We start from the raw sequence: 21,990 nt of genomic DNA, 5'->3' as shown, positions 1-21,990 counted from the left end.
AATCCTTTACAGGTTTCACCTTTTCATATATTTTCATGCTACGTTATTGCAACTTCTCTACACCTAATCCCTTCGTCAGTACGTTCCATATCGGGTTATCGACCGTCTTTCGATCAGGCTGTTCACCCTTCTCTATCGCTTCCCAATACTCCCAGGTTAGTGGCTCAGTGCCAAGTTCATAATCCATGCCATCCCAAGTATCCTCCCGGAACGCATAAAACGCCCAGTGCCAGCCGTAATCAGCAAAAATCGAGATTAAATCAGCCAAGTATTGATCTGCACCTTTTACAAGCCGGTTCGTGCCAAATTCTTCAGCGACAATACGATTAGCAGGGATGTTATTTTTTTCTGCCCACTGTGCGATAGGTTCTAGAAAATCCTTTAAGGCTTTCTTATTGAATGCTTTTTCCGTCTTCTCCTCACCTACTTTAACTGTTCCAGGATATTCATGGGTTAAGCCTTTTTTCTTATTTTGGCTGGTGAGTTCGTAGGGTTCGTACATATGAAAAGCATATAATACATTCGCATCATCGATGGGTTTCAAATATTTAAAGGCCCATGGTGTAGCATACAGACCAGAATTGACGATAATAGGGGTTTCCGTATCTACGGTTCGAATCGCTGTCACAATAGTCTCATATAAAAGATTCAAATCCGCCGGAGTATTCTCCACTGAGCTATACCATTCGTTGTAATCCTCTGTCCAGAAATCATTAAATCCAGTAGCTTGTTCAGGATGTGGCTCATTAATCAGATTATAGCCGACCACCGCAGGATGATCCTTTAATCTTTCCGCAAGATCCTTCCAAAACGTTGCCGCTTGTTCATGATAACTGAAATCCTTCCAGATTCGATCATCATTTGTATAATCATTAAACTGTCGCCACCGATCTCCAGGCAGACTAAGGACTGTCAGCACTACTTTTGAACCCCGCGCCTCGGCTGCATCCAAGTCTGCTTTTAACGCTGTAAAATCATCCTCAACAAGCCCCTCGTATTTATCTGCATTCCCTATTAAAAAGTCTTTATCTGGAGTAGCATCCGGTTGATCGTTAAACAGGAAATCACTATCTTTTGCCCATTTATCTGGCGCAAGTCGAATGAACTCTATATTATTTTCTTTCGCTGCATCATAATTTTCGGGTATAGATTTGGAATTCATGAAATTTGTTCCTTTACGCTGTTGATCCCAGAAAGCGATCTTCTCATTGACCTCTTTCTTTACCTCCTTCTCCGGTTCAAGATTTGCTTGTGGTGTTGCTGCACTGCATCCTACGACTGCCAACAAAATCAATACGATAAATCCTTTAAACTTCTTCATTCTCTCACCTCGTAACCTATCGTAGCCAATCTCTGTTACAAGAGTGTCACAAGACATACCTAAAAAGACTGCCCTAAGGATGTCGGCAGACATTCTAGGACAGCCCGATCATATTCATAGAATATAAAATAAATGCTTACTGATTAATACTTCGACGGGAATGTGACTCCGCATAGGCATCATGACGAAAGTTCAGAATAGGATCTTCAGAGCATTCAATGCCGGCAGGTACAACTGTCGGATCAAAGACGTACTCTTGAGCCTTCTCGTCTGCCACGCCGGTGATCGACAAATGGCCGACAACAATCCGTTCCCGGTCTTCAGGCCAAGCAGACGTCGGGTCATCCGTAGGATCTCCCTCCTGTCCGAGGATTACTGTCAATTGAAACGCCACAGGACCTTTGGACAGTCTCTCGATTAGTTCATCCTCCAAATAATCGGGAGATCGATTCTCCACCTCTTCCTGGGCCAGAAAGTGCAGACCCGCTTCCGGTTCCCACTCATATTTAATAGCCCGCCGCTCGCCTGCAGCATTGGTGAAGTAATAGGCATGAATGGAATGATAAAGGTTGGTTGCAAAACTGAGTGGCGGTTGCAGCATTTTCACGGCTTGAAGCCCAGCCCGGCTTTCCGAATACTTCTCCATGACGGCTTTGAATTTGTCTGCAATGGTCGCTCCCTCAAACGAATTTTCTTTAATTGTACGTAAGATATTAATAAAGGATTGCGGTGTTTTGGCAAAAAAGATCGGCAATGTAATTGTCACCAAACTTGTCACGCCCCCATCAGGCAATACAAACTGAACCGCCATTCCTTTTGCAGGCGAAAAAACATCAGGGATGGACGGATTAGTCGAGCTATTGGAGAAGCGTACGAGAGCTTGCACCTCTTGATTTTGCAAATGTGCAGCTGTTGTTAAAGGACCCGCTTGGCCGTTAGGGGTGAACACCGCCTGGTAGACAACACCTTTGGCGTGCGCGCGTCGATAACCCGGATATTTGCCTGCTACCTCCTCAATGGAGTTTACCGCTTCTTCTGCGAGTTCAGACGACACTGATTTATTATTGTTCATTTTCGTTCACCTCTTTGTAATTTATCAGGAAGGAAAAGGGGACAAAGCCCCCTTTTCTAGTTATTTAGCTTTGTGATGCGTCAAGCAAGTCGTTCCAGGCCTTCGTAATTCGCTGTCCGCGCCAAATATCTCTGACCGTGGCATCGGGATAAGCACTGTACCAGCCGGATGCAGTGATCTGATGGTTGGCGATGAAGTCTTTCGCTTCCGAAGATTCAATTCCCGGAAAATCCTTCACTTCATTAAACATGTTATTCAACAACTCTGGAATTTCAGTTCCAAAATCATCGATATAACTATCCCAGTCGCCATCATAAGCCGTCGCGAACAACAGCCGCGTGTCGTTATCAAAGATTACGAAGCGCATGTCGTGAACGGTCGCGATCTTCGCCATCGTTTCGGCTTGTCTCGATGCACTTTTTTTCAGCTTCTCACGGAGACGATCCGCCCCACCTTCTTTAAGCGGCGCAATGATGGTAAGCTCAGATATTTCACCTTCCCGCAGGCCGGCACGTCCAGCGCTTGTAATTGGATTAGTCTGATCTTGTCTTTCTAACATGTTTATTCCTCCTTAGATGTATGTTGATCCAACTCTGCCATCCACCGCAATGCAGTCATGCTGGGAACAAAGAAATACTCCCCGCCTTTGGTGATTGAAAAACTTGGAATTTCTTTCATCCGGTGGCGAATAGGTTTGTCCGGAATGGTAAACATCCCTTCCCCCTCATTCTTACCGGTAATAGGGTCTTTCTCGGTTGACAAGCCCGCGAAATTGCCTCCATTTAACCAATCGCTCTTGATAAACTCGAATTGGCGGGACAATGAGCTGCATATACCTGCAAAAATAAGGCCTCTATCCTGACCATCATCCTCCATTACACCTTTTGGCAGTATAGGGCCATACATCGTTGACCGCCGGAGCAACCGGTGAATGTTCACATTAACAACCGAATCCTGCAAGCTGTCTCGGGGAAATGCACGACGGATATGCGAGCTTACCGGACATTTCAACCCTTTATGATCATCCCCGTACGTAAATGCGTTCCGTCGGCTGACGTCTTCGCCCAGTGCCGGGTCATCTGCTTCAGGAGCCAGACTTAAAGGGGCTCCGCTCGGCCATCTTCCTACCATTTTAGCGGCCAAAAGTTCTTCCTCTTCCCGGTTATCCGCATGCTCCCGCAAATAACGACGGAAAGTCGCGACCCTCATATGCAATTTGCGGAAACTGAGGTAACTGCCATTGTGGCCAAGTTCTGCCGGCTGTGGTCCCTGTGTTATAGTGCCGGATTCATTTAAATGCCCGAACAGGAATTCACCGGCTTTAATCTCCGCTTCCTGTCCCACCGCATTGGGTATATGGTTTCCTTCGATTCTCGGATTGCTGATTCCATCCATGAAGCCCAGATGAGTACGTCCGTCAGGATTCATTCCGACATCCAGCTGGTAAACGACGGATACACCATTCAGTTCGCAGTGGATTCGACGGGCTGCTTCTTCTGCTTGTAGCAGCGCTTCTTTGGTGGGCGCGAACAGAGCAAGCGCCACATCGACTTTGTCAGTACCCAGCGGGTCTTCCCAGTGCTCCGGGCTGCTTTCGTTTACATCCCCTAGCTTAGCTGCCCGGGCAGCCATGCCCTCCCGGAACTCCAGGTCGAAGCTGTTGAGTGACTCCTTGGGAATCCCCAGCTTCTGGAGTCCTTGATAGGTAAAACCAACGTTGACCCAAGCACCTTCGTGAGGATTATTCCACTGTCCGGCCGACGTCACTTCGTCGAGAAGCCGCTTCAGCATCACTTTCCCGTCCTGTTGATGATCGATAGACAGCAATACATAGGTTCCTACGTAGGGGGTAGGCCGTTCTTGTAAGACGATTCCTTGAATGTCATCATAATTCAGTTCTTCCGTTACTGTACCTATGACGCTCACTCCTCCCTCGTCTTAAAGTTGTTTTCATAATATTAAAAACGGGTATTCTCTCATCCGTCTCTCGATCTAATTAAACTTAGCCCTAAATGGTTAATCAGGTTAACAGTCCTCCCCAACTAGACAATAACGGTACATTGTCTAAAAAATAGACACATCGTTAGATTTGTCTAAAATCGAGACAAAAAAGAGATATTCTAAAACCGTACCGGCTTTAGAACATCTCTTATCTTCGACTAACCTCACAAATCATATTCATAGTTATCAAACTTGCCATCTGATGCGAAGACATATTCGCAGATGTTCTCACCCCATCTAGCTATAACACTAAAGACGCGACCCGAAGTGGGAATATCACTGGTGGATGCTGGAGGGTTCACAAATTCATATTTCCCTTCGACGAGTGTTACAGGAACTTCTACAATTGGAAGCTGCGATTCATCAAAGCTCTCAGTTAGATAGGCCATCTTTACTGTGACTTCACTTGGTGCGTAATCTCCAAAGTCGACCTGCAGTTTCTCCCCTGGTTTCAAACGATGCAGCCCCGTTAGAAGCGTAGGTTCACTATGCCAAGCCGTATAGTAAAAGGAAGCCCGATCATAGTCCGCTCCATTCCAGCTCGTCTTTAGAATGACATAATTCTCTATAGCATCTGTACTATTCTCATGTGTAATGATAAGGGGCGACGGTTCAGCAGGACTTTTGAAAGAGCTCTCGGATTTACTCATTATTCCTCCGCGTTCCCCAAGCACCACCGCACCAATGATAACTACTGCCAACAGCATCAATGAAATCAATAATATCCTTTTAGACTTATTCCTATATTTGATAATAGCTCCCGCCTTTCCTTAAACTTCTAACCCTTCTTTCATTTAACACTTGATCATCAAGCCATGCAAGTAGGTAGCTGATGAATTATATAGCAAATCCAAGAGTTAACTCTTCTTCTATCATATTCTATTTCTAGGAGGTGAATATAAGATGACCATTCAGTTTGTAGATTTAAGACTATCCAACCAAGCTGCTTCGGATGCTACACCAGCAGTTATTCCACTAGCGGCGACTCCCCTTGTTTTTGGGGATATTGGTATTCAGACCGCAGGCGTGTCGGCTGAGAATCAAGGCAATGTCCGCGTACTTTTGACCGGATTTCTAAAAGTAGAAAACAATCCTCTTTTCAATACCAATACCGTTAATGTTCGCAGAAACGGAACGATCATTTTCACCACGACATTTGGGGTTGCGATCAGCAGAGAAAATGAAGCTTTCGGTTTTACAGCAGTAGATATTCCACCACCAGCGGCTGTCGCAACAGGTCAAATTCAGTACACAGCAGAGATCTTCACAAATGCAGCTGCAACAGATCCCTTTAATAATGTCCAAGCCAGAAACTTTAGTGGCGTTGCAGCTGCGGGTAACTCCTAACATGAACATGTAGTGGGTGAAGGAGCGAATTGCCCCTTTAAAAACAGAAGCTCAACCAAAGGTACTGGTTGAGCTTCTGTTTATTCCCCAAATAATAGATTCAGAATCCGTTCATCCGCCTTTCGGTTCTTCCCTTTATAAGGATAACAATGAATATGAATCGCTGGATTAAAGTTAATCTCAATAACGCTATAGTTCGTATCATTGGCTTCTTCCTTGATGTCATCAATCATCATATCCACTCCACAAAAAGTGGCGCCCGCAGCTTTAGCCGCTTGAATCGCCAGAGCCTTATAACTATCTGGGATCTCATCCGTAAAATCCAGGCTGTCACCACCCGTGCTAATATTAGAGTTCTCCCGAAGATAGATGACTTCGTTTAATGGAGGAATATCACTCCAAGCCTGAGCGTGGTTGTTCAAGAACATCGCTTCTGCTTCACCGATCTGAATTTTCTCAAGTGGTGTCTTGTACCCACGGCCTCTTAACGGATCCTTATTCTTCTCGTGCACTAGTTGTTCAATCGTATGTACACCATCTCCAATCACATTTGCAGGAACCCGGTGCAATACTCCGACTACTTCATCACCCATGACAAGAAAACGATATTCTTTACCCGTCATGAATTCCTCTAGTAGCACTGTTCGATCAAACTCGAAGGCGATTTCGAAGGCTTTTTGATAATCTTCTTTAGAGAAGTCGTCTGTAAAAATAGTAATGCCGAGTCCAAAATTGGTTGATTTGGGCTTAATCACAATAGCCTTGTTACGGTAAGTGCCATGCGCATTCATTGCCTCTTCCAGATTTCGAAAAGCTTCTCCTGCGGGAACACGAATGCCTTGCTGTTTAAGAACTTCTTTCGTAACGATCTTATTCTCCATGATTAATACCGTACTATAAGAATCAAGGGAGGTCTTCGTAGCTTGCTTAATATATTCTTTATGATCACCTTGCGTAAGAACTACAAAGTTCTCTTCCCGATCGATCAATTGAAACTTAATGCCACGTTTAACCGCTGCCTTCAAAAGAAGCTGTGTAGATAGCTCCAGATCCTCATATCCCACAAAACGGTATCCATTCGCAAGACTTTCCTTAGCATATTGTTTAGCTTTATTCAGATGGTATTGTACAAAAGAGGATTGTTGAACTTCCGACTTCACAATAGCTGCAAAACTCCGGTCTGGCTCTACAATTTTATTCTTAGCTCCATGCAATACGTTCAAAAACACTTCATTCTCCGGGTTCAACAGTTGGATCATATCCTGCATCTCATGAATACAAGTTAATGCCTGCTGCTCCATCGTTGTACATGAATCCCCGTAATCATGCAAACATCCCTTTATTCCTTCCATGATTAGTTGATCATGATTAAGATTCGCCATCTTCTGATCCTCTACTCCGAACGGTTCGTCCTCCTTCAGCAGCATATACAGGATAAAAAGATGAATGAAAATCATCATTTCTTTGCCGATTCCTATTTTGTAGAGTGGATTCAGATCAATAAACCGAAGCTCCAAATAAGCTATCCCATCTTGCATCAGTTCCTCTAAAGGGTGTTTGCCTCTTGCTGTCTTCACTCTAACCGGACTATAAAACTCTTTTACACTTAATAATTCTTCCGATTCGATCAAAGCTTGTAAATCATGAACATAATCCTTTAACGAAGCAAAAGATACATAAAGAGGTTTTTCATTTCGATACCCACATTCGCTATTCCGCAGTGAATTCATATTCTGATAATAAAAGCTTTTGTCGTCATCTGTTTCCCCGCGAGCTACACATTGTTCCATATAAGTCTTATCAAAAACAGGGCTGGCGCCTGTTAAATAGATAAGAAGCCAACGGTACCGCAATAGGTTACGGGCTATTTTTAAGTAGGTAGCGTCTTTGAATTCTTTAAAGCTCACCTGTGGATCTGCTATGTCATGAAGCTGTCTCAGAAATTGTTCATCAAAAGAGAAATTGTAATGGATTCCGCTCAGCAATTGTCTTTTGCGACCGTATTTGTCTGCTAGCTGATGTCTGTATTCATCCTCAATCGGATTACCCATCTTGGCAATGGGGATGTCCTGATCATTCGGTAGCCTTGGAGGATTACTACTTGGCCACAGATATTCTTCCTTGAGCTCAAGCGACACAATATCCTGCAGCGCCTCCAGAAAGTTATAAGTCTCATCAATAGAATCAAAAGAAGGGGTGACCATTTCAATTTGACTCTCTGAGAAATCGGTTTGAATATACGGGTTCTCCATTTTGTTGCCAAAAGCTTTAGGATGTGGTGTCAGCGCAAGCCTTCCCTCTGGATCCACTCTGACATTTTCTTTTTCCAGTCCAAATTCGCCGTGAAAAAGCTCCTTATTCAAATGGTTATCCCTCAGAAGCTGTATGAGTTTACGATTTAATAAAGCCATTTCAACGATCATCCTTTGCTTAGTAGTTTATCTGCTGTTTGTTCATTTTGAATAAAGATCTTCTAAACCAGAACACAAGAATAACCCCTTTAAACACACTGCTTAGAGCAATCGACATCCACACCCCATTCAGGCCAAAAGGTTCGGATAAAATCAAGGCTAGTGGAATTCGCAGTGCAGTAAATATAATACTGAAGATCGGCGGGATATGAGTTTGGCCAATGCCGTTAAACGCACCTACTGTCATCAATTCCATACACATAAATAATTGAGAGTAGCCAATGATGCGCATATAATCAGTGCCTAATTCCAGGCTTGTCTGATCTGATAAAAACAAGGAAAATAGCTGCTGCGGGAACGCAATAAATATAAGCGATATGATCACGCCAAAGATGGAGGTTAAGATCAAAGCCTTACGATATCCCTGCCCTATACGGTCCAATCGGCGTGCTCCATAATTTTGTCCAAAAAAGGCAGCAATAGCTCCCTGTAGTCCTCCAATAGTCATATAAGAAATAGATTCAATTTGAATCCCTACTTTTTGCACCGCAATCGCATCCGCCCCAAAACGTACTATGATCTTAGCAATGACGATCGATATGAGCGTAAAGGTGACCCGTTGGATTGTGATCGGAAGTCCCATACGAATTACTTCTTTCATTTGACGAATGTCCCATGCTGATGTGTTCGAAATGATTTCTGACTTTCTTGTCTTTATGATAAAAAGAGCCGTAACTAAGATGTTCGCTGTCAATGTTGCCGTGGCTGCCCCCGCTATTCCCCAACCTTCAAAACTGCCCCAGCCAAAAATTAAAAATGGATCAAGGACGATATTAACCATAAGACCAACAGAGAAGATCTGAAACGGTTGTTTACTATTTCCCATCGAGTTTAAGAGTGTGGCAAACAAAGTATTTACGATGGAAAATACCGTCCCGAAGATCGAAATCACTTCATCACTTCCAAGATCAAAAAAACCAATCAACTGATTGTTGGTCAACAGAACTAAACTCATATAGAGAAGTCCTAATAAAATAGACATCGTAAACCCGTTTTTCATATAAGATTTAGCCTTCTCTATCTGGCCAGATCCCATACAAAACGCAACCTTAATCCCTGTACCGATCGTAATCATAGTCGACAATGCAATCGCTAGATTAATGAAAAAACTCGCCGTGCCAATCGCGGCAACAGGACCACTTCCTAATCTTCCAACCCAAATCATATCGACGAGGCCATAGGTTGTGGAGATGAAATTCGTCGCAATAATGGGAAGCGTTAATTTCATTAAGGTAGGCATAATAGGGCCCTGAGTCAAATCATTCATGCCCTGAAATTCCTTCAAATCTAAAAACACCTTCTTCATCTGATTTTCAGATTTATTATATAACCAAACACTTATATAATCAATTGATTATATTTGAGCAATCTACTCAGAACTCCTAAAAAGTATATAAATTGTGTAGACGTCAAAAGACAGTTCCTAGTGCACAAAATGTGCCTACCGGAACTGTCTTTTTTTCGTAATTAAAATTTCTTTTGTTTTCAGTCGAAAAGCTATTGAAAATGGAATATAGTTCGTTTACAATAAAACCAATAAAAAGTTCTATAATTATAGAACTAATAAATGTTTCAGTAACTTACTCAAAGGATGGAGAAGCTCATGGAATATAAAGTAGAAGTCGATTTTGCCCCCATGTATGAATGTGTGAACAGTATGACTGCTTTTCTAAGCAAGCAGAACCATACTGCTATGGATTCCGGTAAGCTCTGGGTACGTGAAGTCCAAGCAAGATTTGCCCCGATGTTGCTTCGTAAAATGCAAGAGGTCGTTAAGAAACTTGATGATTTCAGTTTGGCTCCCTACATTTGGTGCTGTCCAGTAGAACGTTCGGTTAGCAGCTTTCTGGATTGGTTTGATGGGTTAACTTCGGGTGAACTGTATGAAATATCTGGACGTTTCGGCCAATCGGTCCCCTCTAATCTTTCCGAGCTAAGGGACACTGCCTCTGACATCCTGCGCGAATGGAACGCGGGTTACTTCAATGGAATCGACCCTAATATCCTCAAAGGGCTTGAACAGGAAGCTGAGTCAAGACGAACGACACTGAATGGGAACAATGATATGGAAGTCTTTGAAGCAGCAACCGACGGAATGCGCCTCTATCCAACCGAACGTCTGAAGCAGGTCATTATCATTCCGCAATATCATGCCCGCCCACTGGTCACCACCTCTATGTTTGATGAATTCGTGTTCACTAGCTACTCTTGTGATGTTCTCCCTCCGGAAGCTGGCCGGCCTGCTCCAGCACTACTTCGCCTTACCCGGGCACTCTCGGATGAGACGCGGCTGTATATCCTTCGTTTGCTTACAGGCAAGCAGTTGAATTTCACGGAAATCGTGCGGGAAGTCGGACTTTCTAAAAGTACAATCCACTACCATCTGATCGCGCTGCGCGCAGCAGGGCTGGTCATTGTCCATACCAACGTTAAAAGCACATCGTATAGCCTGCGATTGGAAGCCTTAAATGGGCTACCGCAACAGATTGGGTCATATCTAGAGAGTCAAGCATAAACGCCTTAAGCGTCCTTATAAGGACGGTAAGCGTATATGCGAGAAATATAAGAAAGGAGCGAACAGGCTATGATAAAACGCAGCTATTATGGTTTACTCTCAACCATAACTTTAAGTGCTTTTGGGGATGCTTTTGGCTTGTTGGCTATGGAATGGCTCGTCTATGAGCTGACGGGTTCCAAACTAGCGATGGGAGCACTCGCACTCAGCTCCGGCATACCTGAGCTGCTGCTGCGCTTGCTGGGCTCGCCGCTGTCCGACCGACTCCACCGGGTACGCTTTATGGCCTGCTTGGCAGCCATTCGCCTGCTGGCTATAGCATTACCGCTTGGCATGGGTCTGGCTGGCCAACTGCAGCTGTGGCATCTGTTTGTCGCCGCTGGTCTCAGCGGGGCCTGCGCCGCCCTGTTCATGCCAACAGCCATGGCTGTTATTCCCGGCGTTGCCGATAGCCGGAAGCTGGTGCGGGCTTTTGCTATCATCGATGGCAGTAAAAGTGCAGCAGTCTTGCTGGGCCCCGCCCTGGCTGGGGCGTTGACCGCTGCCAGTGGCGCGCTGCCAGCCCTTAGCATCAACATGTTATGTTACGTTGCGGCCATCACTACCTTGCTGTGCCTGCAGAAGCTACCCAAGCCCTCTCCAGCTCCAGGCCGTTTCTCCATTGCCATCTACGTTCGCGAAATAGCTGAGGGTTTTACCTTCTATAAACAGTTCCCCGCCATGCTTACGATAATGATGATGGCCTCTATTAGTAATCTAAGCTCAATTGCCGTCTGGACCATGATGGTTCCTTTTGTACGCGAAGTGCTCCACCGTGATGCGGCGACGATGGGCACACTTAGTACAGTTTTCGCACTTGGAACCTTAGTCGGGCTAAGCGTCATTTCCATGATAGGGGAAATTAAAAAGAGGCGGTTTGTCATGCTCGGAAGTCTGGGGACCATCGGTTTAGTTACAACATTATGGGGGTTATTTCCTAGTTTTTCTTTTGCTCTCGCCGCCGTATTCGCCACCGGAACGATAGGCCCCTTCTTCGGCTCCTTAAGCTCTTCACTCCATGGACGTCTGGTTCCGGGCAATCTGCAAGGAAGAGTCAACTCCATCCGTTTTTTAATCGGTGGCGGTTTACAGCCTTTTGGTGCTTTTGCCGGCGCCGCGATTGCTGAACTCTATGGTGTGCCTGCACTTTTTGTCATCGCCGGCTTGCTTCCAATGCTCTGCGCCAGCGCAGCCTTGCTGCTCCCCGGACTCAAAACACTGGACGGCGACCTCTCCACACTTGAAGCCACTCATAGGCAGCCCGATGCCGGGGTTCCCCCGCACAAAGTTGTTGCTGAACGTTAAGTGAATCAAAAAAACAGGCGATACCGGATACCGGAACATCGTCTGTTTTTATAAGTTTTCACCTAGGAGCATCGCTACTAGGTATATTCTCTTTTCAGTGGCTTGTCACAGTGGCCTGATTCGTAGCCACTAGTTCCCCTCCCCCTTCCGCTAAAAACTGAAGCGGGAGGCGCTGAGCCTTTAGTTTGTGTTTGTGTGTTTGTGTTTTGGAATTCGCGCTGATAGCAGCGGAGAGAACGGACTGATTGTGGAAAAGCGGAGCGTCCGCCAGCGTAAAAAGCGCACAAACCTCCAAAAGCTAATACCAAGAACCTAAGGGGCAATCAACCCATATTTCGTTTTTATCCGATCCAACTTCTCAATCATAGGATTAGCAATAAAAAACAAAAACACCACCGTCGAGATCGCATGCACCATATCAAACCAAAAACCTGAAATATAAGTGGTCATTAAAGCCGGCCATGAGAACTCTGAAGTGAACATCATCAACGAGCCTATATTGATAATGCCTCCGTATACGAAAAACGTCGCTAAGCCTCCGAATATACACAGCGACAGCTTATTCTTTTTAAGCAGACCCTTCTTGAAGAAAATGCCCGCCAGGAAGCCAATGATGCCAAAACAAAACATTTGCCAAGGCGTCCAAGGCCCCTGCCCAAAGAAGAAATTCGAGACAAAGCCTGCAACAGCGCCAACCAGAAACCCTGCCTCCGCACCCAAGCTTACCCCTGCGATGATGACAATAGCAACTACTGGCTTAAACTGCGGCAACATAAAAAAGGCTGCGCGTCCCGCCACGGCAATGGCTGCTAACACCGCTATAACGATCAGCTCCCTCGCCTGCGGCTTCCGGTTCTCGAATACCATCGCAAAAGGAATCATCGTATAGATAACAATTAATAGACTGATAAAATAATACTTCCGATCATTTAGCACAAAGATGCCTAATAAAATCGTAGCTGGAATGACTATGAGGATTAGTAGTGCCGCTAATAAAGTTCGACGACTCAAACGACGATCCGTTATCTGCTTCTTTGACATAAATCAATCACACCCTCTATCGTTACTCCCTCATTCCATACATGACGCGCCATACGGTTGGCGGCCGTTGTATAGAAGCTGTTTCCCGCAAAAAACTTCTGTGCTTCATTCGTAGTGATGATACTTCCATCAAAAAACATGGCGCAGACCTCAGCGTATTTGGCACAAAATTCAACATCATGCGAGACCATTACAATAGTAACGCCTTCGGCATTGAGCTTTTGCAGGAATACGGCTAGCTTCTCTTTGAAGGGTCCATCCAGTCCTTTGGTCGGTTCATCCAACAGCAGAATCTTCGGTTCTAACAAAAGCACCTTCGCCAACGCTGCACGCTGTTGTTCTCCCCCGCTGAGATCATACGGATGCATGGAGAGGAGATGTTCCAGTTCTGCGAACTTTACCACAGCTTCAACTCTGGCGGTTTTTTCTTCCTTCGTCAAAGAGAGCTGGGATAACATTTCATATAAATCTAGCTCGACTGTTTTTTTCACAAATAAGGTTTGCGGATTTTGCGGGAGGATGCCCAGATTGTTAGTAAACAACGCTTTGGCATTCATCTTCGCAGGGTTGTTCCCACCGATTAGAACTTTCCCTCTGTAAGGCTGAAGGATCCCGCTCATCAGCGACAGCGTCGATGTCTTCCCTGTTCCATTCCCGCCAACAATACAATAAAATTGCCCTTGCTTCACTTCAAACGACAAATCTTTAATGATATCCGGTCCATTTTTATCATATTTAAACCATACGTCCTTAAACTTTATGACTACAGGGCCGGCCTCTTTCGTGCTAGGCTGAGTTTCTGCCATCGTTGCAGGAGTCTTACCCTTTAGAAAAGCATCCAACCATTGGCGCCCTTCCTTCACAGTCACAGGCCACGCTAAGTCATGATCTACTCCTGCAACAATCTGCATCGGTGAGGGCATGGACAGAAACATCGGATGATTCAGCTTACTTAAAGCCTCGCCCACCTTTTGCGGGGTATCATCGGCGATCACAACTCCCTCATTCAGCACAATCAACCGATCTGTAAGCGGAAGAACATCCTCTAGACGATGCTCGGTCATGATCACGGTTGTTCCCAGCTCACGATTTATCTTTTTGACCGTCTCCAGAAAATCGGAAGCCGCAATAGGATCTAGCTGGGAGGTAGGCTCATCGAGGATTAGAACCGAGGGATGCATAGCCATTATGGAGGCTAAGTTAAGCAGCTGCTTCTGGCCGCCTGATAACTCAGTCACACTTTTATGAAACCAGGTCTGGATCCCAAAAAAACTGGCCATTTCCGCCACACGCAGACGAATAGTAGAATGATCATACCCCAAGCTCTCCAGCCCAAAGGCAAGCTCATGCCATACTTTATCTGTCACTATTTGATTGTCCGGACTTTGGAGTACATAACCAATTTCCGCTGCCTGCGTTCTTTGATCAATCTCCTCTACAGGTTGACCCTTATAATAAATTGCCCCTTGGCGACTGCCATGTGGGGTTAGAATTGTTTTCAGTTGTCTAAGCAGAGTGCTTTTGCCACAGCCTGACTTTCCACAAATAGTAATGAAGTCTCCACTTTCAATCGTAAGATTAATATTCGAAAGAGCCGCTTGCTCTTGTTCAGGAAAAGTAAAGCTTAGTTCTTCGATTCGATAGATTTCCATTTCATTGCCTCCACCATATTGATGAGCACTGGGATCATACATAACGCAAAATAAGCGATATATATAAGAATACTAAAAGGCGTAATTGCGCTCGCTTTAATCGACGGATAGAATCTCATGGTGTTCTCACCCATCACTGCCCCTACGGCTACCAGCGCAATTAAGCCTGTCATGATCAAGAGGGCTACTTTGTCTCGGGCATCTAACCGAAAGATAGAAAAGCTTGTACGGCCCGGCAATCCATACCCTCTCGATCTCATGGAATCTGCTGTCTCAATCGCATTTTCCAAAGCCCAGGTGGTCATAATGGAGAGGATCGTAATGCCATTCCGCGCACGCGCGAGGAGATTTCCCTGGGAGACATCCCGGCCTATACATTTTTGAGCATTAGAAATCACCTTGATTTGCGCTAAATATCTAGGAACAAAACGAAGCACCATCGAAAAAATCAACGACAGTGCCGGCAGTATTTTTCCGAATATATAAATAAACTTATCCGAGGTCATCACGACGTTATAACAGGAGAACCAAATAATTACCGTCACAAACATACACGCCGCTGCCACGCCATAAAGAATCGATTCTTTCGTAATAGGGTTCCCGTTGTTTAAATAGAACAAGATCGTTACCCCTTGATGATTAAAAACAGGATTCATCACTGCGATAAACAGCAGAAAAGGAATCATGTAAAGCAGATTAAATCGGATGCCCTTTTTTCCTTTTAACATAATTGAGTAGGCTACAGCACTAATAAGGGCAATCACTTGAAATATAGGATGCATGAACACCATGCTAAACAGCAATACAACAACAAAATATAGAAAATTCACAAACGGATGAAAGGTAGAAAAGCTATCCTTCATTATTTCTGAGCTCCTCCTGTGGCTACATAACCACCCACATCTCGACCTAGATCACAAGTGTATACCCAATCAATGACATCGCCATCTTTGAGAACATAACGGCTACTGCCGTAGTTAGGGAACCAGCCATTTACTTTGTACATCCATCCACTGAGCTCTCCAGCGTCGAATTCATACAGATTATTTATGCCTTCAATATAATTACTGTTATAGATCGGCGTCATGCTAAATTCCATATGGATTTTATTCTTTTTCATTTCTCTTAGTAAAACATCAAACACAGACTCACCTTCATAAAAAGTTACCTTCTGCGCTTTATAAATGATACCATCTGCCGGCAATACTTCAAGCTTATCCTGATTAAAAATATCCATGTTATCTAAAATTGTTGCCGCTGAGACGGACAAGGTAGCCGTTAATTGCTTCTTCTTATCTACCGTTGCATCTTGCCATTCCACTGGTTTAGGTTTCCCGCTTGGCACTGGATCGGTAAGAAATTTATCCTTTTTCGGTTCCTGCTTGGTTTCTGTTGTCGCTACTTTTGAATCAGGTTTTGTTACGGGTTTTGCCGTCGCTTTCGTTTCCGGCACGGACGTTTTAGCCGCTTTCGGCGTTGCGGTCGGTTGCTTCGTTGCAGCAGGTTTTGTTGTTGCGACCGGTGTTACAACTTCTGTTGGTGCTGCAGTTCCTGTTGGTGTTACAGCTTCCGTTGGTGTTGCCGATTCATTTGGTTTTAGGGTTTCAATGGGCTTAGCTGTTTCACTTGGCGTAGCTGACGGTGTTATCTCTGTTGTCTCGGTAGCGATGGCCTCAGTGGGTTCAACATCATCATTTGTTGCGGAAGCAGTGTTCTCTGGCTCTATAACCTGTGTCTCAACGCTACTATTTGCGACCTTGTTTGGGCTCTTCTGGTAATCCCCGCCCCAAAAGAAGGCGATAGCCAATACACCTATGATTAGTATCGCTGTTAACCATTTCTTCTTGTTCATTTCTCTAGTCCCACCTTAAATAATAAGCAAGGGTATACACGCTACCCTTGCTTATCTCTCTAAATAAAATTCTATTTGACGTCTGTCATATCATAAAGACGTGTCTGGCCATTAACGAGTCGATCATAGGAAACCAGTGCATACATCGCCTGATCCGTAGCCATAAGATCTACTTCTCCTGGTTGCGCGCCTCCATTGCCTACTCCACCCTGCTTCACGTGATAAAAGCCACCTTCAGGTGCAGCAAAACTAAGCAATGAGTCTACTGCGGAATGTCCATTTTTGATAAATCTGGAATCCTTATGCGGGTCAATACCAAGGCCAGTTAAAGCTACAATCACCTGAGCGATGCTTTCGGAATTTGTAGATTCCCAGCTTGCAAAACCACCGTCTGCAGTCTGTGTTTTGGATAACCAAGCAATCCCCCGGTCCACAGCAGCTGTTACTTTGGCGTTGGTTTTGTAATAAGGCGTTAAGCCTTGAATGACCATCCCCGTGATATCTGGATCAGCCGCTGTAGCATTACTGCCTAGTGCCCATCCACCGCCGCTGATCTCTCTGCCCAAAATATAATCAATGAGCAGCTCTCTAGTCGTCTGCGTCTTTACACCCTTAACCACTGGAATGTCGTAATGATTACTGTCCAGTGCAATGAGAGCAAACACAGGTCCATTAATACCTTGCTTAATTACAGTATCAAAATCCGCGAGCGGTTCCAGTAGGTTATAACCCGCCACTTTATCAATATTTTTGTTGATTGAAGTTAATGCCAAAATAACTCTATCATATTCCGTATATTTTACGCTATGCAGCTTCCCAGCTTTTTCTTTAAGAGTTGCTTCTACATTCGCGTAGTACTTAGTGTAATAACTATCTGGAACCTTCACGCCTGAACGTGCCAGCCCGAACACTGTCCAGTCCCCGCCAACCGAGGAGATAACCGGGTTTGTTACTGTTTTTTGCAAAAAGGCAGCTGTGTTCTGAATATAAGAACTAACTGCTTTATTCTGAATAGTCGGACTAACCACTTTGTTCCCACTCTTATAATCATGGGTTCTGGTAGCTACAACGGCCGCCATTTCTCTAGTTACAAGCTCTTTAGGTTTAAATTGATTATCATCACCTAACATCAAACCAGTCGCAACAACGGTCTCTACATCTGCTTTGGCCCATGCCGATACTGTGTTGATATCTTTAATCGCTGTTCCTGGCTTCGTCGCCGGGATGGCCAATGCTCTGACGATAATTGCTGCCATCTGCTCACGAGTAATCTTGTCATTTGGCTTAAATTCATTATTAAAGCCTGTGATTAGACCTGCCTTATGCGCAGCATTCACATATGGATAGAACCAATCGCCTAGAGCGACATCCTTATAGGTAATGCCTTTATCACTCTTAATATCAAGTTCTAATGCAGAAACGAGAATCTTAGTGAACTCCGCTCTTGTGATATAAGCTTTCGGATTCACCTGGCCATTATTACCTTGGATATATCCTTTTACTGTAGCTGTTTCAATCGCTGAATAGGCCCAGGAAGAGATCTTATCAGCATCTGTATACAGTTGTTTAATATCATTCGTGTTCTGGGTAGGATCCTTAGGAGTCACTGTTGGAGATGGACTCACATTTGGATCAACGCCGGCTTCCGGATTAGCTCCCCCACCAGGAGCAGGAGTAGCACCAGGCTTAGGCGTTGGGGTTGGGCTTGTAGTTGGTATCGGTGCATTTAGATCCACACCCAAATTCGTAGTATAACGCCACTGAATTCTGTCCCCGGAACTTAGGTCATATGAAGATGCTCCATAATTAGGATATTTCCCATTCACATTATACATCCATCCACTGCCGCTGCCATGGTCAAATTCCCCATCACCAGCTATGGATTCAACATATACACTTCCAAAGTCACTGTTCCAGGAATCTCTATAGTCGATACCGCGGCTATCCAGCACTCTTTTTAGTACAGACCACACTGTGTCACCAGATTGTAGCTCTACCTGTACAGATGGAACAACATATCCCTTATTAATCGTAAGCTTATCCACGGACAGGATTACATATGGTTTCGATGGAGTGGTTCCGCCACCATTGTTGCCACCATTGTTGCCGCCATTTCCTTCACCATTTCCGCTACCATTACCGTTACCACCGTCGCCGCCAGGTGTTTGTACTGCACTGGAAGCATACGCAATGTAGTCAGTGAAGTGATTGGTTTTTACAATTAAGTCATTTCCACTATCATAGGCATACTCAGACTTACCGCTTGCAAAACCTAAGTCATCACTTGCAAATTTTTGAATGGCATGAGGGGTGCCATTTTGAATATAAGCAGCTTCTTTTCCTTTAAGGTCCTTAAAGGTTAACGTAATAAATTGACTAAATTCTACTCTTGCACTACCACCCATGGAAAATGCTTGAAGAATGTTATCAAGCTTCTTGTCCCCAGGAATAATCTGATTCACACTATCTTTTAGTGCAGATTCTGCACCGGTTAAAGCTGAAATCAGTTCAATCGTTGAGGCATCCCCACTCGTAACTTTTGCACCCTTAGGAATGACTACAGATACGTTACCTTTTATGGCCTCTATCTGAGGAAGGTCGCTGTTACTTGGTAAATTGACACTAACCTTTGATTGATTTTCTTCTGAAATAGCTACTGTGATTTCTTTGTTGCTATCTCCAGCGCTGATCGGAACGATATAATCATTAGCGTCATTTGGGATTTCAACTTTCGGGTTCTCCCCAGAAGGTAACGGAAGTTCTTTCGGACCCTCTGGTTGCCCAGGCCCCGGTTCTTCTGGTTGTTCCAGTTGCACATCATTCATATCAAAGAGACGGTTGCTATGATTGATCAGACGATCATAGGACACAAGAGCATACGTACCTTGGTCCGTCGCCATATTGTCCACTTTGCCTGTGAGGATATGCTTAAATCCACCCTCAGGTGCAGCAAAGCTAAGTAATGCATCAATAAGCGAATTTCCACTTTTAACAAATCTAGCGTCAGTGTGCGGATCTACGCCTACACCAGTTAAGGCTACAATTACCTGCGAGATACTCTCGCTGCTAGTGCTTCCCCAGCTTGTAAATCCGCCTTGATTGTTTTGGTTATCGGACAGCCATTGGATGGCCCGATCCACGGCAGCTTTTACATCATCACGGGTTGCATAATAAGGTGCAAGAGCTTGCATCGCCATCGCAGTCATATCGACATCGGCTTTGGTTACGCCTAATGCCCAGCCACCAGCTTCTGCTGTACCTTTTTTAACCTCTTTATCTAAAATATACTGAACTAGTTTTTCTCTTGTGGTCTGTTCTGTAACTCCATCAACTACAGGAATCTCATAGTTATGGCTATCTAGCGCAATCAGAGCAAAAATCGGACCATTATTGCCTTGCTTTTGGATATATTGATAATCAGCGAGTGCTTTTCTCAGATCATATCCCGCAACATTTGTGATATCTTTTCCGATAGAGGTAAGTCCTAATATTGCTCTGGAATTCTCTGTGCTTTTATTGGCGTCGAGTTTTCCATCCTCTTTAATGATTGATCCTATTTTCGTTGCTACATTGTTGTAATAAAGATCGTAATAACCGTTAGGTACTGTATAGTTCGCCCGGGCCAGAGAAAGGATTGACCATTCTCCACTGCCTGTTCCAAACGTTGGATTCTTTACAGTATTTAAAATATAAGCAAGGTTTTTATCTAACTGTTGTTTGACGGCAACTGTAGTTTCCAGTTTGTAAGTAACCTGATAAGTTACATTTGTTTTGTTTCCAGCTCCGTCAAGAGCCGTTACAGTAATTGCATTACTGCCTGAATTCAGAGTAGCTTTGTACTCCCCATTTGCAGGTGATAAAGTAACTCCATTCAGCTTCACTTCTGGAGTAATGTCACTATATACATTGTCTGTGACAGCTACTTTGAAGCTTATTTCTTTATTGGATACTTCCTGTTTATCTTGTATGCCACTTACTGTAATAACAGGGGGTTCTATGTCTAATGCATTATTAAGACCGACAAGCGCATGATCTACACTTATTTGAGAGCTTGCCATGTTTTCGAGCACGGAATAGGCTTCATAAACTGCCGATTGCACTACTGGTCTGTCCAAAATAGTTTCTTTATTAGGGGCACTGTTAATCTCGGCGATTTCCGCAGTTAAAGCATCCTTATTGGCAAGTTGAACTGGGATTTCCCCCCAGCCGCCAAGATCAGAACCATAGCCATAAGTGGTGAACTGAGTTCGAATGATGTCACCGTCTTGAGGCTTATAATCGGTCATCCCAAACGGAGGAAACACATTATTTACTGCATACATCCAACCCGACATGGAGGTGTAGTCAAACTGACTTAACCACTCGGGGTCTGCTTTAGTGCCGACTGTATTCCCATCGACTGAAATCATATCTAAAATATATTGTGGAATATTGACTTCGCTTCTGCCACTATCTTTAACTTCTGATAAATAAAAACCACTATCTATATTTCCTAAATATCTATAATTCCCATCACCTAGCGCACGTGTTATTAAAGATGCGCCATTATCGCCTTCATAAATCGGAACTTTAATAGGTTCCTTAATATACCCTTGGCCTAAGGTGAATTTCTCTACGGATACAGATACATACCCTTTAAGGGTAGAGCTTGCTCCATCTGCTTGAGCCGGGATTACACTTGTAGAGAATGTCGTAATAAATACAGCTACAATAAGTAACCACGCTAAAAACTTATTTTTCTTCATTTTTCCATAACCCTTCCCTTCATACCTATGATAAAAAACAGAATAAACTTTCTCATAACCACAAAAAAACCACTCAACATAAACGTCAAGAGGTTAAGATAGTGAACCACAATAATAGCTGGCAAACACTATTCAAGCACCTCTCTATCGATCGTAGAGTTTGATGGTGTAACAGAAAAAGGCAGATATTCTGGCTCAAGTATCATCACCCTTGCTGCCTTCCCAGTTTCCCAGTGGCATTTTGCAAGGACTCCTCTTTCACAGCGGCGGGACCGCGCGGGATTCACACCCGCTTTCCATTTAACCAATCTATGATTGTACTTCCGCAACATTCATAGTTGGCACCTATTTCTAATTTTAAATTTTCATGCTTCATCATAACTAATATATATGCTTTTGTCATGTTATATTTCTTTTTTGTATAACGGGCAGCTAGAGATAATCCTATTGAATAACCAATTTCTACGAGTAGGGTTATTCAAATAATTTCTTTATCCAACTGTGGGGCAAATTAATTTAAATCACTAATTCTTATATGAATTTACCACAAATTAGTAAGGTACTCGCTAAGTGTATTCTATGTTAGGGTATATTCAGAAAGCGTTTACAAAATAAAACTGGAGGTGTTT

15 protein-coding genes and 1 riboswitch are annotated in these 21,990 nt (G+C 44.1%); of the genes, 3 read left to right on the top strand and 12 right to left on the bottom strand.

Translation table 11 applies throughout. From position 1 onward, the window contains the following. Positions 1-43 precede the first annotated feature (43 nt). From MHH50_RS03945 to MHH50_RS03925, 5 genes are all read right to left on the bottom strand, one after another. The gene (locus MHH50_RS03945; RefSeq protein ID WP_076282592.1) at positions 44-1,321 is read right to left on the bottom strand and encodes a cellulase family glycosylhydrolase; all 1,278 of its coding nucleotides are present in this window, start codon (positions 1,319-1,321) and stop codon (positions 44-46) included. A gap of 136 nt (positions 1,322-1,457) precedes the next feature. Next, on the bottom strand, positions 1,458-2,393 hold the full coding sequence (locus tag MHH50_RS03940; RefSeq protein ID WP_076279423.1) for a catalase family peroxidase: 936 nt from the start codon (positions 2,391-2,393) through the stop codon (positions 1,458-1,460). A 64-nt stretch (positions 2,394-2,457) separates the two neighbouring features. After that, on the bottom strand, positions 2,458-2,952 hold the full coding sequence (locus tag MHH50_RS03935) for a hypothetical protein (RefSeq protein ID WP_076179118.1): 495 nt from the start codon (positions 2,950-2,952) through the stop codon (positions 2,458-2,460). Positions 2,953-2,954: 2 nt separating this feature from the next. After that, positions 2,955-4,319 (bottom strand): Dyp-type peroxidase, encoded by a 1,365-nt coding sequence (locus MHH50_RS03930; RefSeq protein ID WP_340033978.1) that lies wholly within the window; start codon positions 4,317-4,319, stop codon positions 2,955-2,957. A gap of 239 nt (positions 4,320-4,558) precedes the next feature. Beyond that, positions 4,559-5,095, bottom strand: a complete 537-nt coding sequence (locus tag MHH50_RS03925; protein ID WP_139330126.1) for a hypothetical protein — start codon at positions 5,093-5,095, stop codon at positions 4,559-4,561. A 202-nt stretch (positions 5,096-5,297) separates the two neighbouring features. Between MHH50_RS03925 and MHH50_RS03920 the strand changes: the two genes are divergently transcribed. Continuing rightward, positions 5,298-5,741 (top strand): hypothetical protein, encoded by a 444-nt coding sequence (locus tag MHH50_RS03920; protein WP_036684901.1) that lies wholly within the window; start codon positions 5,298-5,300, stop codon positions 5,739-5,741. Between the two features lie 80 nt (positions 5,742-5,821). Here the strand turns inward: MHH50_RS03920 and gshAB are convergent, their stop codons facing one another. Together gshAB and MHH50_RS03910 are read right to left on the bottom strand one after the other, a co-directional pair. Continuing rightward, on the bottom strand, positions 5,822-8,152 hold the full coding sequence (gshAB, locus tag MHH50_RS03915; RefSeq protein WP_340033977.1) for a bifunctional glutamate--cysteine ligase GshA/glutathione synthetase GshB: 2,331 nt from the start codon (positions 8,150-8,152) through the stop codon (positions 5,822-5,824). Positions 8,153-8,171: 19 nt separating this feature from the next. Beyond that, positions 8,172-9,518: an MATE family efflux transporter gene (locus MHH50_RS03910; RefSeq protein WP_340033976.1), complete on the bottom strand. Its 1,347-nt coding sequence runs from the start codon at positions 9,516-9,518 to the stop codon at positions 8,172-8,174. Positions 9,519-9,815: 297 nt separating this feature from the next. On the opposite strand from MHH50_RS03910, the gene MHH50_RS03905 reads away from it, so the two are divergent. Beyond that, complete coding sequence (locus tag MHH50_RS03905; RefSeq protein ID WP_076130090.1) at positions 9,816-10,727, top strand: winged helix-turn-helix domain-containing protein; 912 nt, start codon at positions 9,816-9,818, stop codon at positions 10,725-10,727. Between the two features lie 69 nt (positions 10,728-10,796). Beyond that, positions 10,797-12,071 (top strand): MFS transporter, encoded by a 1,275-nt coding sequence (locus tag MHH50_RS03900; protein ID WP_076306716.1) that lies wholly within the window; start codon positions 10,797-10,799, stop codon positions 12,069-12,071. 312 nt (positions 12,072-12,383) lie between these two features. On the opposite strand, the gene MHH50_RS03895 is transcribed toward MHH50_RS03900, so the two are convergent. The 5 genes from MHH50_RS03895 to MHH50_RS03875 all read right to left on the bottom strand — a co-directional run bounded on the left by MHH50_RS03895 (position 12,384) and on the right by MHH50_RS03875 (position 21,361). After that, the gene (locus MHH50_RS03895; RefSeq protein WP_076282586.1) at positions 12,384-13,112 is read right to left on the bottom strand and encodes an ECF transporter S component; all 729 of its coding nucleotides are present in this window, start codon (positions 13,110-13,112) and stop codon (positions 12,384-12,386) included. Continuing rightward, complete coding sequence (locus tag MHH50_RS03890; protein WP_076130088.1) at positions 13,094-14,764, bottom strand: ATP-binding cassette domain-containing protein; 1,671 nt, start codon at positions 14,762-14,764, stop codon at positions 13,094-13,096. The genes MHH50_RS03895 and MHH50_RS03890 overlap by 19 nt, the downstream gene beginning before the upstream one ends. Beyond that, entirely contained in the window at positions 14,737-15,627 is an 891-nt protein-coding gene (locus MHH50_RS03885; RefSeq protein ID WP_340033975.1) for an energy-coupling factor transporter transmembrane component T, read from the bottom strand. Before MHH50_RS03885 ends, MHH50_RS03890 begins: the two co-directional genes overlap by 28 nt. After that, on the bottom strand, positions 15,627-16,616 hold the full coding sequence (locus MHH50_RS03880; RefSeq protein ID WP_076190128.1) for a DUF4430 domain-containing protein: 990 nt from the start codon (positions 16,614-16,616) through the stop codon (positions 15,627-15,629). The genes MHH50_RS03885 and MHH50_RS03880 overlap by 1 nt, the downstream gene beginning before the upstream one ends. A 71-nt stretch (positions 16,617-16,687) precedes the next feature. After that, positions 16,688-21,361: an S-layer homology domain-containing protein gene (locus MHH50_RS03875; protein WP_340033974.1), complete on the bottom strand. Its 4,674-nt coding sequence runs from the start codon at positions 21,359-21,361 to the stop codon at positions 16,688-16,690. Between the two features lie 162 nt (positions 21,362-21,523). Beyond that, a riboswitch (cobalamin riboswitch) is annotated at positions 21,524-21,725 on the bottom strand. Between the last annotated feature and the right edge of the window lie 265 nt (positions 21,726-21,990).

The sequence above is a fragment of the Paenibacillus sp. FSL H3-0302 genome (assembly GCF_037982245.1).
Classification (GTDB): Bacteria; Bacillota; Bacilli; order Paenibacillales; family Paenibacillaceae; genus Paenibacillus_AQ; species Paenibacillus_AQ odorifer.
The sequence above is the reverse complement of the archived record's forward strand: the minus strand, read 5'-3'. Positions and strand labels throughout refer to the sequence as shown.